This is a genomic window from Pectobacterium hainanensis (assembly GCF_046237015.1).
GTDB lineage: Bacteria > Pseudomonadota > Gammaproteobacteria > Enterobacterales > Enterobacteriaceae > JBJYIN01.
This window is the reverse complement of record NZ_JBJYIN010000001.1, coordinates 414,089-430,058: the sequence shown is the minus strand read 5'-3', so window position 1 is coordinate 430,058 and position 15,970 is coordinate 414,089. Positions and strand designations below refer to the sequence as shown.

Below are 15,970 nucleotides of genomic sequence, written 5' to 3'. Positions count from 1 at the left end.
AACCGCCGACCCCCTCCTTGTAAGGGAGGTGCTCTCCCAGCTGAGCTAATCACCCTCGCTGTGTGGAGTCGCATTATAGGGATAGTTGAAAGTGAGTCAACGCTTTTTAAACCTAAAACGCGTGTTCGTTGTAAAATTAGTCAGGGCGATTTATTTCTGGCCGAGGATGCCGCTTGTTTACTCAATTCTATGCGGAATAGCGCGATTCTGAATGTAATAAACGTCAGCACGGTGTGTTACGGCGTTGAGGAATCGAGGCAGAATGATAGAATGTTGCCCACTTTTGTTATTTGAACTTCATGCTGGCATGTGCCGACATAAGTTGCGTAATAAGGCTTTAATCCCAAATGAAAATCAAAACCCGTTTCGCACCCAGTCCAACCGGCTACCTGCATGTCGGTGGTGCCCGTACTGCACTCTATTCCTGGCTCTTTGCCCGCCATCAGGATGGTGAATTTGTTCTGCGTATTGAAGATACGGATCTGGAGCGTTCAACACAGGAAGCGATTGATGCCATTATGGATGGTATGAACTGGCTGAATCTGGATTGGGATGAAGGCCCGTACTATCAGACCAAACGTTTCGATCGCTATAACGCGGTTATCGATCAAATGTTGGAAAATGATACGGCCTATAAATGCTACTGTTCGAAAGAGCGACTGGAAGCATTGCGTGAAAAGCAGATGGCGAATGGTGAAAAACCACGTTATGACGGCCATTGCTGTGATTCTCACGAACACCATGCTGATGATGAACCTCACGTGGTTCGTTTCCGTAATCCGCAAAGTGGTTCCGTTATTTTTAACGATCGTATCCGTGGGCCGATCGAGTTCAGTAATCAGGAACTCGATGACTTAATTATTCGTCGTACCGATGGTTCCCCGACCTATAACTTCTGTGTTGTGATCGATGACTGGGATATGGAAATCACGCATGTGATTCGCGGTGAAGACCATATCAATAATACGCCTCGCCAAATCAATATATTGAAAGCGCTTGGGGCGCCTGTACCCGAATATGCGCATGTTTCCATGATTCTTGGGGATGATGGTAAGAAACTGTCTAAACGTCATGGTGCCGTTGGTGTCATGCAGTATCGTGATGACGGTTATCTGCCAGAGGCGTTACTTAACTATCTGGTACGGTTGGGGTGGTCGTCTGGCGATCAGGAAATTTTCTCTATCGATGAGATGAAAACACTCTTCTCCCTTGATGCTGTCAGCAAATCTGCCAGTGCGTTCAATACTGAAAAATTGCAATGGTTGAACCATCATTATATTAATCATCTGCCGCCAGAATATGTGGCGACGCACTTATCGTGGCATATTGAGCAAGCCGGAATTGATACCCGTACCGGGCCACAATTAAGTGAGTTGGTGACGCTGCTAGGGGAACGTTGCAAGACGTTGAAGGAAATGGCTGCGTCCTGTCGTTACTTTTACGAAGATTTTGAACAGTTTGATGCCGATGCCGCGAAGAAACACTTGCGTCCGGTTGCTCGTCAGCCGCTTGAACTGGTGCGTGCTAAATTAGCTGCCATAACTGACTGGACGGCAGAAAATATTCATCATGCCATTCAGGGAACGGCTGATGAACTGGGGCAGGGGATGGGAAAAGTCGGTATGCCACTACGCGTTGCTGTCACCGGTGCAGGTCAGTCTCCAGGTGTCGATGTCACAGTACAAGCGGTGGGACAACAGCGTTCTCTGGCCAGGATTGATAAAGCTCTGGCCTTTATTACTGAACGTGAAAGCCAGCAGTAATATTTGTTTGTTTCTGGTAGCTGATAAACTGACCCCGGTGCTTACCGGGGTTTATTTTATGGTGCAGTGTTTGTGACGGCATTATTATTGCCCTGCGATCACTACCGCTTTTTCTATGGCATCAGGGATAACGCTGCCATGATTCTTACCTGGAAACTGAATGAACTCAGTATTGGTTCCCTGTTCCTTTAATTGCGCTGCCAGCTCTCTCGCTTTCGTTACCATTTTTCTTTGCGCCTTTCGTTGTGCCCGTTTGGCGTTATCGGCACGTTGTGTTGCACCGGCGTTGTCTGGCTTATTTTCATACTCGCCTACACTCAATGTAATAGACTGTGGCGGTGTTGATAGAAATGGCGTTTTTGCCGGTATCACTACGCCGTTTCCCCACCAGATGGATGGACTGGCAGCGACATAGCGCTGAAAAGATTCACTGTGGTTAAATAGCGTATAAAGCGTAAATAATCCGCCGAAAGAATGTCCCGCAAGCGTTTGTCTCTGGGTATCAACCTGATAACGCACTTCGATCCAGGGTTTCACTTGGTTTTGCAAAAATTGATAAAAATCTTCTGCTTGCCCGCCTGCGGCAAAATCAGGATCGCGGATCGGTGTTGGTGGCGTATAGTCTCGTGTCCTGGCCGGAACGTCATAAGCTTGGGTTATCTGATAGCCAATGGCGACAATAAGTGGTGCAGGGCCATTTTCTTCTTTGTAGCTGTTTACGGCAAAGGGGAACTGTGCATTGCCGTCGAGCATATAAAGGATGGGATATCCTTTATCGGAGGCGGTCTGACGAGGTAGGGCGACGAAAAGGCGATAGCCATATTGCTTGTCACTTTGTATGTCAAAGTGCTGAATGTCGAAATTGCGTTGTGCCTGTTCGCTGATGACCGGGATACTCGGTTGTGCCTGAACGGGCAAGATACTGGAAACCATCAATGTAAGAGCAATCATAGGAAAATATCGCATGTGTTGGCTTTTTGGATGTGTTGGTTTGATATGCCAAAGATGATAATCAATCACGTTCTCATTATCAGCATTTTTATCACCTTTGATTTAGACGATGGATATTTCAGTAAAATTTTGCAAAAGACCTGTAGTATTTTATCTGCTATAGCGGATGGGTGGCGGCTTTTTCAGCGGTTGAAAGCCTAAAAAGATTTAGCCGTTGACACTGTTCAATGGGTTTCATATTATGCGACCCGTTCGCACAGTGTTGTATTGAATTTTGCCGCTGTGAAAGGGGCTATAGCTCAGCTGGGAGAGCGCTTGCATGGCATGCAAGAGGTCAGCGGTTCGATCCCGCTTAGCTCCACCAAACTCTTATGGTTTGGTTATATGACAGATTTCCAGCATAACGAACATTCCACATCTGTGGGGCTATAGCTCAGCTGGGAGAGCGCTTGCATGGCATGCAAGAGGTCAGCGGTTCGATCCCGCTTAGCTCCACCAAATCAAAAGCCTTCCTTACGTTTTTATTCCCCCCTTGATTGTTCGTAATTCTTTCTAGTTCTTCATTAATCATGATGTTTTCATAACGAGGCTGTAGTTTGACTGCCCCGGAAATGAAGGCAGCCTATTATCATTTGTTTTCTGGCAAGTGCGGTGTCCAATCGATAGGCGCTAGTCCCTGTTTCTCCAGAAGTTGATTGGCTTGCGAGAAATGCTTACACCCTAAAAAGCCACGATGTGCTGATAGTGGCGAAGGATGCGGTGATTTTAAAATATGGTGGCGCTGGCGATCGATGATGTTACCTTTTTTCTGTGCGTGAGAGCCCCATAACAAAAAAACAATTCCTTCTCGATTTTCATTCAATGCGGCAATCACGCGGTCAGTGAATGTCTCCCAACCCAAATTAGCATGCGAATGCGCTTGACCGGCTTCGACGGTTAATACGGTATTGAGCAACAAGACGCCTTGTTCTGCCCAGCTTTGCAGAAAGCCATGATGTGGGATTTCAAATCCGGGGATGTCCGTCGCCAGTTCTTTATAGATGTTTACAAGTGATGGTGGTGCGGGAATCCCTGGCCGAACAGAAAATGACAAGCCATGAGCTTGATTGGGGCCATGGTAGGGATCTTGCCCCAGAATGACGACTTTGACCTGATGCAATTCTGTGAAACGGAATGCATTAAATACGTCTTTTTGTGGCGGATAAATCGTTTTTCCGGCTGCGCGCTCTTTGCCAATGAACTCAAGCGTGTTGACAAAATAAGGTTGTTGTTTTTCTTGTGCCAGCACATCGTGCCAGGTAGGAGACATTGCCATGATGCACTCTTTGTTTTCAGAAGAAATGTTCATGCTGGTAGCTTACCGATCAATTGTGTTGAGGTAAAACCCTGAGGTAAGAAAACAGTTTGCCAGGGAGATTTTTTGAAAAAAAATTGAAAATTTACAAAAATATTTGCAGTAAGTCATGGTGGCTAAATTGATGTAAAACAATTAATTGCTGGCGTTGACTGTGTTTGTGGGTTTTATAAATTGATTTAAATCAAGGATTGTCGTGCATTGTACTGGTATACAGGAGTCAGATTCAGTTGATTTTATACAATCGTTACTATTAATAGCAGTTTGTTACTGATACCGATTTTCAATTAAGACAATAACACGCCGTTTTACGGAGGCAATAATGGTTACTGGTATTCAAATCACCAAAGCGAATAATAGCGCATTGATCAATTCTTTCTGGCTGTTGGATGAAGAAAAATCTCAGGCGCGCTGTGTTTGTGCAAAATCCGGCTATAGCGAAGATGAAGTTGTTACGCTCAGCGATCTGGGCCAGATCGAATATCGTGAAATCCCACTGGAAATCAAACCTGAAGTGCGTGTGGAAGGTGGTCAGCATCTAAACGTGAATGTTCTGCGCCGTGAAACGTTGGAAGATGCGGTTAAGCATCCTGAAAAGTATCCGCAACTGACCATCCGTGTTTCTGGCTATGCTGTGCGTTTTAATTCTTTGACGCCAGAGCAACAGCGTGACGTGATTACTCGTACTTTTACAGAAAGCCTGTAAGTAGCGAATGTCGTTTCATCTGAGTCAAGGCAAGAAAACGAAAGCGTAATGCCAACCGTTTAAGATTTGCCCAACTCGGCATGATATAAAAAAGGTTCATGATTTCATGAGCCTTTTTTCTTTTTTAGCCGATTGGTTCTATTCATCTCAGCATGCCAAAATGGAATTAACAGGTGTTATCAGTGGTTTCCCTTTCTTGATTGCGCAATCTTGCGCTTGTTACAACCATGTCTTGTTACAACCATGTAGATAGTCGACTTCTCTATACCATAATGGCGACGGCTCATGATGTTTTTCGTCTGTAAATGACGTGCTTTGCACTATGATTAGAGAATAGCGCTGCCTGAGTATCGGAGAGTTATTGCGGATAACCCTTTAATATAAAACAATTGATAGTGTAAGCTTGAAAATTGATAGGTGAGCCCCAAATAGTTGCAATAACGGCGGCGCGTGAGGGAGTTTCACATAATCCAATGGTTATGTTGATGAGCGGTGCCAGTGCGTGAGCATAGTCATCGCCCCTTATCTCAAGTAGAATCGGGTGGGAATGGCGCCGGACGCATTTTATCTAGGAGACGTGAATGTCATACAGTGGCGAACAAGAAAGACAGGCACCTCATATGGCTTTAGTGCCGATGGTGGTTGAACAAACCTCTCGTGGGGAGCGTTCTTACGATATTTATTCTCGTCTGCTAAAAGAACGGATCATCTTCCTGACGGGTCAGGTCGAAGATCACATGGCGAACCTGATTGTGGCCCAGATGTTGTTTCTGGAAGCTGAGAATCCGGAAAAAGATATATTTCTGTACATTAACTCTCCAGGTGGCGTCATTACTGCTGGTATGTCTATTTATGACACGATGCAGTTCATTAAACCTGACGTTAGCACTATCTGTATGGGTCAGGCCTGTTCTATGGGGTCGTTCCTGTTAGCTGCGGGTGCAAAAGGTAAACGTATCTGTTTGCCTAATTCCCGGGTGATGATTCATCAGCCTCTGGGCGGGTTCCAAGGGCAGGCAACGGATATTGAAATCCATGCCAAAGAAATACTTAAAGTAAAAGCCAGAATGAATGAATTACTGGCAAAACATACTGGGCAACCTATTGATGTTATAGAGAGAGACACTGAGCGTGACCGTTTCCTCTCTGCCAATGAGGCAGTAGACTATGGTCTGGTAGACTCAGTATTCACGCACCGTGAATAATACTCTGCTAATGTTAACAGTCTATAGTGGCTAAAGATCAGTGTGCGACCGATGGTCTGTGATGCGGTGCTTTTTGCGCGTATTGGCTATAAATATCGGCGTTCGCTGTAGCGGTATCGCTGTGGTTGGCCTGCGGGCAAAAGACTAAGAAGAGGTTTGACTGATGACAGATAAGCGCAAAGACGGTTCAGGAAAGTTGCTGTACTGCTCTTTCTGCGGCAAAAGCCAGCATGAAGTGCGAAAGCTGATTGCCGGGCCGTCAGTGTATATCTGCGATGAATGTGTGGACTTATGCAACGACATCATTCGCGAAGAAATTAAAGAGGTGGCACCGCATCGTGAACGCAGTGCGTTGCCGACACCGCACGAAATTCGCCGACATCTTGATGATTATGTTATCGGTCAGGAGCAGGCCAAAAAAGTATTGTCCGTTGCGGTATATAATCATTACAAGCGGTTACGCAATGGCGACAGCAGTAATGGTATTGAATTAGGTAAAAGTAATATTCTGCTGATTGGCCCGACCGGTAGTGGTAAAACCCTGCTGGCTGAGACGCTGGCGCGTTTTCTGGATGTGCCATTTACGATGGCTGATGCCACGACATTAACTGAAGCTGGTTATGTTGGGGAAGACGTCGAAAATATCATTCAGAAACTGTTGCAGAAATGTGATTACGATGTGCAGAAAGCACAACGTGGTATTGTCTATATCGATGAAATTGATAAGATTTCTCGTAAATCAGACAACCCATCAATCACACGTGACGTCTCTGGTGAAGGGGTTCAGCAAGCCTTGCTGAAACTGATCGAAGGGACTATCGCCGCTGTGCCGCCGCAAGGTGGACGTAAGCATCCCCAACAGGAGTTTTTGCAGGTAGATACCTCTAAGATCCTGTTTATCTGTGGCGGGGCGTTTGCCGGTTTGGACAAAGTGATTGAACAGCGTACCGATACGGGGCGCGGTATTGGCTTTGGCGCGACGGTAAAAGGTTCTGAGGAAAAAGCCACCGAAGGCGAATTGCTGGGGCAAGTCGAACCGGGCGATTTGATTAAATTTGGTTTGATCCCTGAGTTTATCGGTCGTCTTCCAGTCGTTGCGACGCTTAGAGAACTGAGTGAAGAAGCGTTGATTCAAATTCTGCGGGAACCGAAAAACGCGCTGACCAAGCAATATCAGGCGCTGTTTAATCTGGAAGGCGTGGAGTTGGAATTCCGTGATGAAGCGTTAACGGCAATCGCCAAAAAAGCGATGGTTCGTAAAACCGGTGCTCGTGGTTTGCGCTCCATTGTTGAAGCGGCGTTACTGGATACAATGTACGATCTGCCATCGCTGGAGAGTGTCGATAAGGTGGTCATTGATGAATCGGTGATTGCCGGTCAATCTGAACCTCTGCTGATCTACGGCAAGCCTGAAGCTCAACAGGCATCTGGTGAATAATTAGCCAAAAAAACAGTCTTGAAAGATGAAAATGGGGGATTTTATCCCCCATTCGCTTTTACACGCATTCTGGTCGTTGAATGTAAGATATTTATCCCCATATACTCGAATACCTATTTGGTGAAACCCGTGAAGTTCGTGTTTCACGAGATTCCCTTAACCTGGCGGAAACGAAACTAAGAGAGAGCTCTATGAACCCTGAGCGTTCCGAACGCATAGAAATCCCCGTATTGCCGCTGCGCGATGTGGTGGTTTATCCGCACATGGTCATTCCGTTGTTTGTTGGTCGGGAGAAGTCAATTCGGTGTCTTGAAGCCGCAATGGATCATGATAAAAAGATCATGCTGGTGGCACAGAAAGAGGCCTCAACGGATGAGCCAAGTATTAACGATCTTTTCTCGGTAGGGACGGTAGCCTCAATTCTTCAAATGCTGAAACTGCCTGATGGCACAGTCAAAGTGCTGGTCGAAGGGCTGCAACGTGCGCGTATTACGACACTGTCTGACAGTGGTGAGCATTTTGCTGCGCAGGCGGAATATCTGGACTCACCGGCGATTGATGAGCGTGAGCAAGAGGTATTAATGCGTACCGCCATCAATCAGTTTGAGGGATACATCAAACTGAATAAAAAGATCCCGCCAGAAGTTCTGACCTCACTGAACAGCATTGATGACGCAGCACGTTTGGCTGATACCATTGCCGCACATATGCCGCTGAAACTTGCCGATAAGCAGTCTGTACTCGAAATGTCTGATATTACCGAGCGTCTCGAGTATCTGATGGCGATGATGGAATCTGAAATTGACCTGTTGCAGGTCGAAAAACGAATCCGTAGTCGCGTCAAGAAGCAAATGGAAAAAAGTCAGCGTGAGTACTATCTGAATGAGCAAATGAAAGCGATTCAGAAAGAGCTTGGCGAGATGGACGATGCGCCTGACGAGCATGAAGCGCTGAAACGTAAGATAGAAGCTGCGAAGATGCCGAAGGACGCGCGCGAAAAAGCAGAAGCAGAGTTGCAGAAGCTGAAAATGATGTCTCCCATGTCGGCTGAAGCGACCGTTGTCCGTAGCTATATTGACTGGATGATTCAGGTTCCCTGGAACGCCCGCAGCAAAGTGAAGAAAGATTTGCTGAAGGCTGAGGAAATGCTGGATACCGATCACTATGGTCTTGAGCGTGTGAAAGAACGCATTCTGGAATATCTCGCTGTACAAAGTCGTGTCAGCAAGATCAAAGGGCCGATTCTTTGCCTGGTAGGGCCTCCTGGGGTGGGTAAGACCTCTTTGGGGCAATCGATCGCTAAAGCGACAGGACGCCAGTATGTGCGTATGGCGTTGGGTGGGGTGCGTGATGAAGCTGAAATCCGTGGGCATCGCCGTACCTATATCGGTTCAATGCCGGGTAAGTTGATTCAGAAAATGGCAAAAGTGGGCGTGAAAAACCCGCTGTTTCTGTTGGATGAGATCGACAAAATGTCTTCTGATATGCGTGGCGATCCGGCCTCAGCTTTGTTAGAAGTGCTTGATCCAGAACAGAATGTTGCTTTTAACGATCACTACCTGGAAGTGGATTACGATCTGTCCGATGTGATGTTTGTTGCGACATCGAACTCGATGAACATTCCCGCGCCATTGCTCGATAGAATGGAAGTGATTCGCCTTTCTGGTTATACCGAGGATGAAAAACTCAACATTGCCAAACAGCACCTTTTGGCAAAACAAATTGAGCGTAACGCGTTGAAAGAAGGCGAATTGTCGGTAGAAGATAGTGCGATTGTCGGCATTATTCGTTACTACACCCGCGAAGCTGGCGTGCGTAGCCTTGAGCGTGAAATATCCAAGCTGTGCCGTAAGGCAGTGAAAACGCTATTGATGGATAAATCCGTTAAACATATTCGGATAACGGGCGATAATCTTAAAGATTTTCTCGGGGTGCAGCGTTTTGATTATGGCCGTGCGGACGATGAAAATCGCGTTGGTCAGGTGACTGGACTTGCCTGGACGGAAGTGGGGGGTGATTTACTGACAATCGAAACCGCTTGTGTTCCGGGCAAAGGTAAATTGACTTACACCGGCTCGTTAGGTGAAGTGATGCAGGAGTCTATTCAGGCCGCTCTTACCGTCGTTCGTGCCAGAGCAGAGAAATTGGGTATTAATTCGGATTTCTATGAAAAACGCGATATCCATGTTCATGTGCCTGAAGGTGCGACGCCTAAAGACGGACCGAGTGCGGGTATTGCCATGTGTACCGCGCTGGTGTCCTGTTTGACGGGGAATCCGGTACGGGCTGATGTGGCAATGACGGGTGAAATCACGTTACGTGGTTTGGTACTGCCAATTGGCGGTCTGAAAGAGAAGTTGCTGGCTGCTCATCGTGGTGGGATCAAGACGGTATTGATTCCTGATGACAACAAGCGCGATCTCGAAGAGATCCCACAAAATGTGATTGCCGATCTGGATATTCATCCAGTGAAGCGCATTGAAGAAGTTTTAACGCTGGCGTTGCAAAATGCACCTTATGGTATGCAGGTTGTGAACACCTCGGCCCCTAAGACAAAAGCGGCCAAGGCAAAATAGTGACCTATAGCAAAAACCATTGATAAAAGCAGGGCTGGTAAGTTAAATCGTGCTTGCCAGCTTTTTTTTGTACCGCTAAGTTAGAGCACTGTTGGCGTTAGTTGTAACTTGCTAAGGTCCGGCAGGATTGATATAAAACTACGTGTTGTGTTTTGGGAAACAATCACGACAATAGGATTCCAGAGGGGATGAGAGAGTGAACAAGTCACAATTGATCGACAAAATTGCTGCAGATGCTGATATTTCTAAAGCGGCAGCAGGACGTGTGTTAGATGCAATTATTGGTTCCGTTACCGAATCTCTGAAAGAAGGGGATGATGTCGCTTTGGTTGGTTTTGGTACTTTCTCAGTGCGTGAGCGCGCTGCTCGTACCGGCCGTAATCCTCAGACTGGTAAAGAAATCAGTATCCCTGCGGCGAAAGTGCCTGGTTTCCGTGCGGGCAAATCGCTGAAAGACGCCGTTAACTGATTATCATGTCACAGGTTTTGAGTGTAACACGGTGTGTTGCCAAACATTACCTGACGCAGAGATATTGGTAGGGTAAGATACGAGGCGCATCATTTTATGATGTGCCTTTTATTTTATGATGGGCTATTTTGTCCGTTATCTATCCAGGCCCTCGAAAATGATGCTTAAAATCGCTTTCGTCGATTTTTTATGTTGGGTGATATCCTGCCTGACACCCTGCGAGTCGTTGCGATGCAACGTTAAAAAACATTCCTGATGTTTTTTTACTGGCAATGCAGGTTACGATTGTCGGACAAAAGTTTAAATGCGCCTCAGGTCTTGTCTGTAAGCTATAGTGGGAATGTGGCTTTGGCCTGCTTGGGCGTGTTATCCATTCTACAGCGGAGTGTTGTCACATTATGATGGACAATTTACGCGCGGCCGCTAATAACGTCGTGCTAAAAATTATTCTTGCCTTGATCATTGCATCATTCATTTTAACGGGTGTTGGTGATTATCTTATTGGTAGCTCAGGGGACTATGCGGCAAAGGTAAATGGTCAGGAAATTACCCGAGCCCAGTTGGAGCAAGCGGTACAAAACGAGCGTAACCGCCAGCAAGAGGCATTGGGCGAGAATTTCTCTGTTCTCGCGAGCAATGACGGCTATATGCAAAACCTGCGTAAGCAGGCTCTTGCTCAATTGATTGATGAAGCATTACTGGATCAATACGCTGACAAACTTGGGTTGAGCATCAGTGATGAGCAGGTTAGACAAGCAATTTTCGCTGTTCCTGCATTTCAAACCAACAGCCGCTTCGATAATGATAAATATCAGGAGCAGGTTCGTCGCCTTGGGCTCACGCCGGATATGTATGCCCAATTACTGCGTAAGCAATTAACATCCCAGCAACTGATTCGCGGTTTCGGTAATACTTCGTTTACGCTTCCCCTGGAAATTGACAATTTGGCGAAGCAGGCTGCTCAGGATCGTGTCGTGAGGTTGATTACGTTTGACGTTGAAGCAAAAGCGAAAACGCAGAATATCTCCGATGAAGAGATCCAAAGTTACTACGATCAGAATAAGGGCCGTTTCATCGAACCTGAAGCGTTCAAAGTGAGTTACATTGCTTTGGATGCGGCAAGCATCATGGATAAAACGACGGTTAATGACGAGGATATCGCCAATTTCTACGAAGAGAATAAAATCAATTATTCTCAGCCGGAACGTAGGAAATTTAGCGTCATTCAGGTAAAGACAGAAGCAGATGCGCAAGCTGTTTTGGATGAGCTGAAAAACGGTGCTGATTTTGCCGCTGTAGCAAAAGAAAAATCAACGGATGTCATTTCTCGTCGTAACGGTGGAGACTTGGGCTGGATGGATGAAAATTCCACGATTGATGAGCTCAAGCAGGCAAAACTCACGGAGAAAGGTCAACTGTCTTCAGCAATAAAATCCTCTGTTGGTTATCTGATCGTTCGTCTGGATGACATTCAGCCACAGCAGGTTAAACCGTTGAGTGAGGTTCGTGCTGAGATCGCCGCTAAAGTTAAGCAAGAAAAAGCCCTGGATGAGTATTACGCGCTGCAACGAAAGGTTAGCGAAGCAGCAAGCAATGATAATGAGTCTTTGGCATCAGCAGAAGAAGTTGCGGGCGTAAAAGCCGTGCAAACAGATTGGTTTACACGTGAACAAGTCCCCGCCGTGCTGAATTTTCAGCGTGTTACTCAGGCCATCTTTGATGGCGCATTACTGGGTGATAATGGTGCGCCTGGCAGCAATTCAGATGTGATTAATGTGGATGGCGATCGCGCATTTGTCGTTCGTATTACAGAACAGAAGGCAGAAGCTACGCGCCCATTAGAGCAGGTACGTGATCAGGTGGTTCAGATCGTTAAACGGCAGAAGGCGGAACAGCAGGCTCGTGTTGATTCTGAGAAATTACTGGTCGAACTGAAGCAAGGCAAGGATGATGCACTTAAGGCAGCAGGCTTAAGTTTTGGTGAAGCAAAAACACTGTCTTCAATTTCCCAAGGTGATGTGATGACAGAGTCTATCTTCGCATTGCCCCATCCGGAGAAAGATAAATCCTCTTACGGTATCTCTCAGGATCAGGCGGGTAACGTGGTGCTGGTTGCATTAGATAGCGTGACGCCACATACGCTTAACGAGCAGCAAAAAGAGCAGTTTGCTAGCCAGATACAGCAAGGTTCACTGGCGTCACTGTTTGACGCATTGCTAATTAGTTTGCGTAGCGAAGCTAAAATCAAAATGGGGAATGCGGCTCAGGAACAGCAATAAGTCCCGCATAAATTTGCAAACTGTTGCAACAAGAGAAGGCCGCTTACGCGGCCTTTTCCACATTTAAATATGACCATTTGCGGTAAGCACAGACCTACGGCAAGGTAGCCATGCTGTCAAACACAAGGAGGAAACAGCATGAGAAAATCAGGAGTTAAAGCGCTTTGTCTGGTGGTTGGAATGAGTTTGTCGGGTTTGCCGTTTCTCGTTCAGGCCACTCAGAAAACAGATAATGCGACCACGGTGGCTAAGCCTGCTCCTACGCAAAAAGCGGAGAAAGCACAACTACCGAGCCTTGATGAAGATGAAGTAAGCATCAATACGGGAACCGCAGAGGAACTGGCAGATGTGATGAATGGGGTTGGCCTTAAAAAAGCGGAAGCCATCGTCAATTATCGTGAGCAAAACGGTCCCTTCACTCAGATAGATCAATTAACAGAGGTGCCAGGGATAGGGGCTGCGTTGGTAGAACGTAATCTTTCTCGTTTAAAACTGTGATGTCGTTCGCAACCGGGAGGTGAAATACCACTCGGTTGCGAGCTTCTGCTAGGCTAATTATCAGGTCATACCAGTTTCATCGGCGATTGCTATAGGAGTCTTGGTTTGATGCAGACGTTCATTACCGTTCGCGGATATCATATTGATGTTTATCAGCATGTTAACAATGCGCGCTACCTTGAGTTCTTAGAAGAAGCTCGCTGGCAATGGTTGGAAACGTTGCCGACATTTGACTGGATGAATCGTAATAACATTGCCTTCATCGTTGTAAACATCAACATTAACTATCGTAGACCCGCCGTATTAGGCGATAAGTTATGTATTGATAGTGAGCTTCTGCAATTGAATGCTAAAAGTGGTGTTATCCGCCAGCGAATGACTCGTCAGTCTGATAGTGAAGAGATTGTGGACGCTTTACTCACGTTTGTTTGCATCGATCTGTTAACGAAAAAGGCGCTGCCATTGGAGGGCGATCTATTGGCCCATTTGGATATTATCCGCCGTGGGGAATAAATATATACCCGTCATACTTCAAGTTGTCTGTGCGTTGTCTAACTAGGTAACGTTTTGTCCTGCAACTCAGGTTATTTAGTCACAGTATGTGAATGTAAACCGTGTTACCCCTATTTTGAGTCGATTTGTTGTTAACATCAGGGAATTTCAGATTGTTCAGGCAAGGTGACCATAAGTTCGGCCCTTGCCTGAATTGGATTCAGTTCTATTATTTCAAACCCGTTTTGTGCTTTAGCGCGAGCATGACGTTAGTTTGATCGCGTTGATATTGTTCTAATCCGTTAGCGCGTAAATGGCAAGCCGCGCAATGACCACAGCCATCGCCTTGAATGCCGTTGTAACACGTTAAGGTATGATAGCGAATGGTATCCATCTGTTGATAATAATCGGCTAATGCCCAGGTTTCTGCCTTGTTTAGCCACATTAAGGGGGTTTCAAAACGGATATCGCGAGCTGTTCCAAGTACAACCGCTTGATTCAATGCCTTGACGAACTCATCCCGACAATCAGGATAACCGGAGAAATCTGTCTCACACACGCCAGTAATGACCGCTTCTGCTCCAACCTGATAAGCATAGATAGAGGCTAGCGTGAGGAAAAGAATATTTCTTCCTGGGACGAAAGTGCTGGGAATGCCATGAGCATCGGCATCGTAGTCAGGAACGGGAATATTTTCTCGTGTCAGGCTGCTGGTCGCGAGCTCATTAAGAAGACTCACATTTAGCACTTTATGTGCGGTGACCCCCAATGTTAATGCGAGGGTTTTGGCGATATCAATTTCTGCCCGATGGCGTTGTCCATAATCGAAAGTGATGCAGTGGACTTCGTCATATTGCTGTAATGCCTGTATCAGGCAGGTTGTGGAGTCTTGTCCACCGCTAAAAACGACAACAGCTCGCTTCATATGTATTCACCTTAAAACAGAGTAAGCCCACGGGGCATATCCGTTGTCCTTCGAGTTGCCTGTGAATTGGTTATGTTCGTTACCCAATTCATTCTTGGGCTCCAGTTCTTTGGCATCAGCGTAGGCGACGTTCAAGAACGCCTTGGCATTTTTATCCGACTACTCGAAAGATCTTGGGTATAAAGGCGGGTATGTTACCTTAAAAACCGTCGCCATTCAGCGGTGACGGCTTCTCTCGTCATGTAGGCTATCGTTAGCGTGGTTGTGGCATTTCATTTAGCATGCTGAGATAGGGCGCGATCGCACCGATATTTTTTTCGACCCAGGCACTGTTGTAATAGGTGTCCAAATAGCGTTCGCCGCTGTCGCATAATAAGGTTACAAGCGCTCCTTGCTTGCCTTGAGCGACCATTTGTTCTGCAAGCTGTAGCATTCCCCAGACATTGGTTCCGGTAGAAGCGCCAACTTTACGACCCAGAATACTTTCTAGCCAGTAAAGCGTGGCGATGCTGGCGCTATCAGGTACTTTGATCATGCTGTCAATGACATCGGGAATAAACGAGGGTTCAGCTCTCGGGCGGCCAATCCCTTCAATTCGGCTACTGCATTTGCTGGTCATCGAACGATCGTGTTGCTGATAGCAGTCATAAAAAACAGAGTTTTCCGGATCAACGACAACCAGCTGTGTATTCAACCCTTGATAGCGGATGTAACGGCCCAGCGTTGCCGATGTTCCTCCCGTCCCTGCGCTCATCACGATATAGTCGGGTACAGGGTAAGGTTCGCGTGACATCTGGTGGTAGATACTATCAGCAATGTTATTGTTACCGCGCCAGTCAGTTGCACGTTCCGCATAGGTGAACTGATCCATATAATGACCACCGAGTTCTTTAGCCAATTGCTCGGAAGCTGAGTAAATTTGTCCTGCTTGTTCAACAAAATGGCAATTTCCGCCGTAAAAAGTAATTTGTTCTATTTTTCTTTTCGCCGTGCAGGATGGCATGACGGCGATAAATGGTAATCCTAGCAGACGTGCAAAGTAGGCTTCGGAGACTGCTGTACTGCCTGAAGATGCTTCAATAATCGTCGTCCCTTCTTTTATCCAGCCATTACACAGCCCATAAAGGAAAAGAGAACGGGCGAGACGATGTTTCAAGCTGCCACTTGGGTGTGTACTTTCATCTTTTAAATAGAAGTAGATACCGGGATAGTTCGGTAGTGTCAGACGAATAAGATGTGTATCAGCGGAACGTTGGAAGTCTGCTTCTATTGCGCTGATAGCGTGTTTTACCCAGGCATTGCTCATGATGTAAA

General features: G+C 46.4%; 13 protein-coding genes and 2 tRNA genes. 11 read left to right on the top strand and 4 right to left on the bottom strand.

Annotated elements, in window-relative coordinates:
* Positions 1-347: 347 nt before the first annotated feature.
* Positions 348-1,763: a glutamate--tRNA ligase gene (gene gltX / locus ACKPVM_RS02125; RefSeq protein WP_409306482.1), complete on the top strand. Its 1,416-nt coding sequence runs from the start codon at positions 348-350 to the stop codon at positions 1,761-1,763.
* Positions 1,764-1,847: 84 nt separating this feature from the next.
* Here gltX and ACKPVM_RS02120 read toward each other — a convergent pair whose 3' ends face one another.
* A complete protein-coding gene (locus tag ACKPVM_RS02120) occupies positions 1,848-2,714 on the bottom strand; it encodes an alpha/beta hydrolase (protein WP_409306481.1) in 867 nt (288 codons plus the stop codon).
* 288 nt (positions 2,715-3,002) lie between these two features.
* Here ACKPVM_RS02120 and ACKPVM_RS02115 point away from each other — a divergent pair.
* Both ACKPVM_RS02115 and ACKPVM_RS02110 read left to right on the top strand, forming a co-directional pair.
* A tRNA-Ala gene (locus ACKPVM_RS02115) sits at positions 3,003-3,078 on the top strand.
* A 58-nt stretch (positions 3,079-3,136) separates the two neighbouring features.
* Positions 3,137-3,212 (top strand) — tRNA-Ala (locus ACKPVM_RS02110).
* Between the two features lie 130 nt (positions 3,213-3,342).
* On the opposite strand, the gene ung is transcribed toward ACKPVM_RS02110, so the two are convergent.
* Entirely contained in the window at positions 3,343-4,029 is a 687-nt protein-coding gene (gene ung, locus ACKPVM_RS02105; RefSeq protein WP_409306480.1) for a uracil-DNA glycosylase, read from the bottom strand.
* A gap of 361 nt (positions 4,030-4,390) precedes the next feature.
* Between ung and grcA the strand changes: the two genes are divergently transcribed.
* From grcA to ACKPVM_RS02065, 8 genes are all read left to right on the top strand, one after another.
* Positions 4,391-4,774 carry an autonomous glycyl radical cofactor GrcA gene (gene grcA / locus ACKPVM_RS02100; protein ID WP_409306479.1) on the top strand — a complete coding sequence of 128 codons (384 nt, stop codon included), beginning with the start codon at positions 4,391-4,393 and terminating at the stop codon, positions 4,772-4,774.
* A 581-nt stretch (positions 4,775-5,355) separates the two neighbouring features.
* A complete protein-coding gene (clpP, locus tag ACKPVM_RS02095) occupies positions 5,356-5,979 on the top strand; it encodes an ATP-dependent Clp endopeptidase proteolytic subunit ClpP (protein ID WP_409306478.1) in 624 nt (207 codons plus the stop codon).
* 163 nt (positions 5,980-6,142) lie between these two features.
* A complete protein-coding gene (gene clpX / locus ACKPVM_RS02090) occupies positions 6,143-7,417 on the top strand; it encodes an ATP-dependent protease ATP-binding subunit ClpX (protein ID WP_409306477.1) in 1,275 nt (424 codons plus the stop codon).
* Positions 7,418-7,608: 191 nt separating this feature from the next.
* The gene (gene lon / locus ACKPVM_RS02085; protein WP_409306476.1) at positions 7,609-9,993 is read left to right on the top strand and encodes an endopeptidase La; all 2,385 of its coding nucleotides are present in this window, start codon (positions 7,609-7,611) and stop codon (positions 9,991-9,993) included.
* 196 nt (positions 9,994-10,189) lie between these two features.
* Positions 10,190-10,462, top strand: a complete 273-nt coding sequence (hupB, locus tag ACKPVM_RS02080; RefSeq protein ID WP_109052894.1) for a nucleoid-associated protein HU-beta — start codon at positions 10,190-10,192, stop codon at positions 10,460-10,462.
* A 398-nt stretch (positions 10,463-10,860) separates the two neighbouring features.
* The gene (gene ppiD, locus ACKPVM_RS02075) at positions 10,861-12,741 is read left to right on the top strand and encodes a peptidylprolyl isomerase (protein WP_409306475.1); all 1,881 of its coding nucleotides are present in this window, start codon (positions 10,861-10,863) and stop codon (positions 12,739-12,741) included.
* A 138-nt stretch (positions 12,742-12,879) separates the two neighbouring features.
* Positions 12,880-13,239, top strand: coding sequence for a helix-hairpin-helix domain-containing protein (locus ACKPVM_RS02070; RefSeq protein WP_409306474.1), 360 nt, complete (start codon positions 12,880-12,882; stop codon positions 13,237-13,239).
* 108 nt (positions 13,240-13,347) lie between these two features.
* Complete coding sequence (locus ACKPVM_RS02065) at positions 13,348-13,752, top strand: acyl-CoA thioesterase (RefSeq protein WP_409306473.1); 405 nt, start codon at positions 13,348-13,350, stop codon at positions 13,750-13,752.
* Positions 13,753-13,960: 208 nt separating this feature from the next.
* Here the strand turns inward: ACKPVM_RS02065 and queC are convergent, their stop codons facing one another.
* The gene (queC, locus tag ACKPVM_RS02060) at positions 13,961-14,656 is read right to left on the bottom strand and encodes a 7-cyano-7-deazaguanine synthase QueC (RefSeq protein WP_409306472.1); all 696 of its coding nucleotides are present in this window, start codon (positions 14,654-14,656) and stop codon (positions 13,961-13,963) included.
* Between the two features lie 253 nt (positions 14,657-14,909).
* A complete protein-coding gene (locus ACKPVM_RS02055) occupies positions 14,910-15,962 on the bottom strand; it encodes a PLP-dependent cysteine synthase family protein (protein WP_409306471.1) in 1,053 nt (350 codons plus the stop codon).
* Positions 15,963-15,970: the final 8 nt, after the last annotated feature.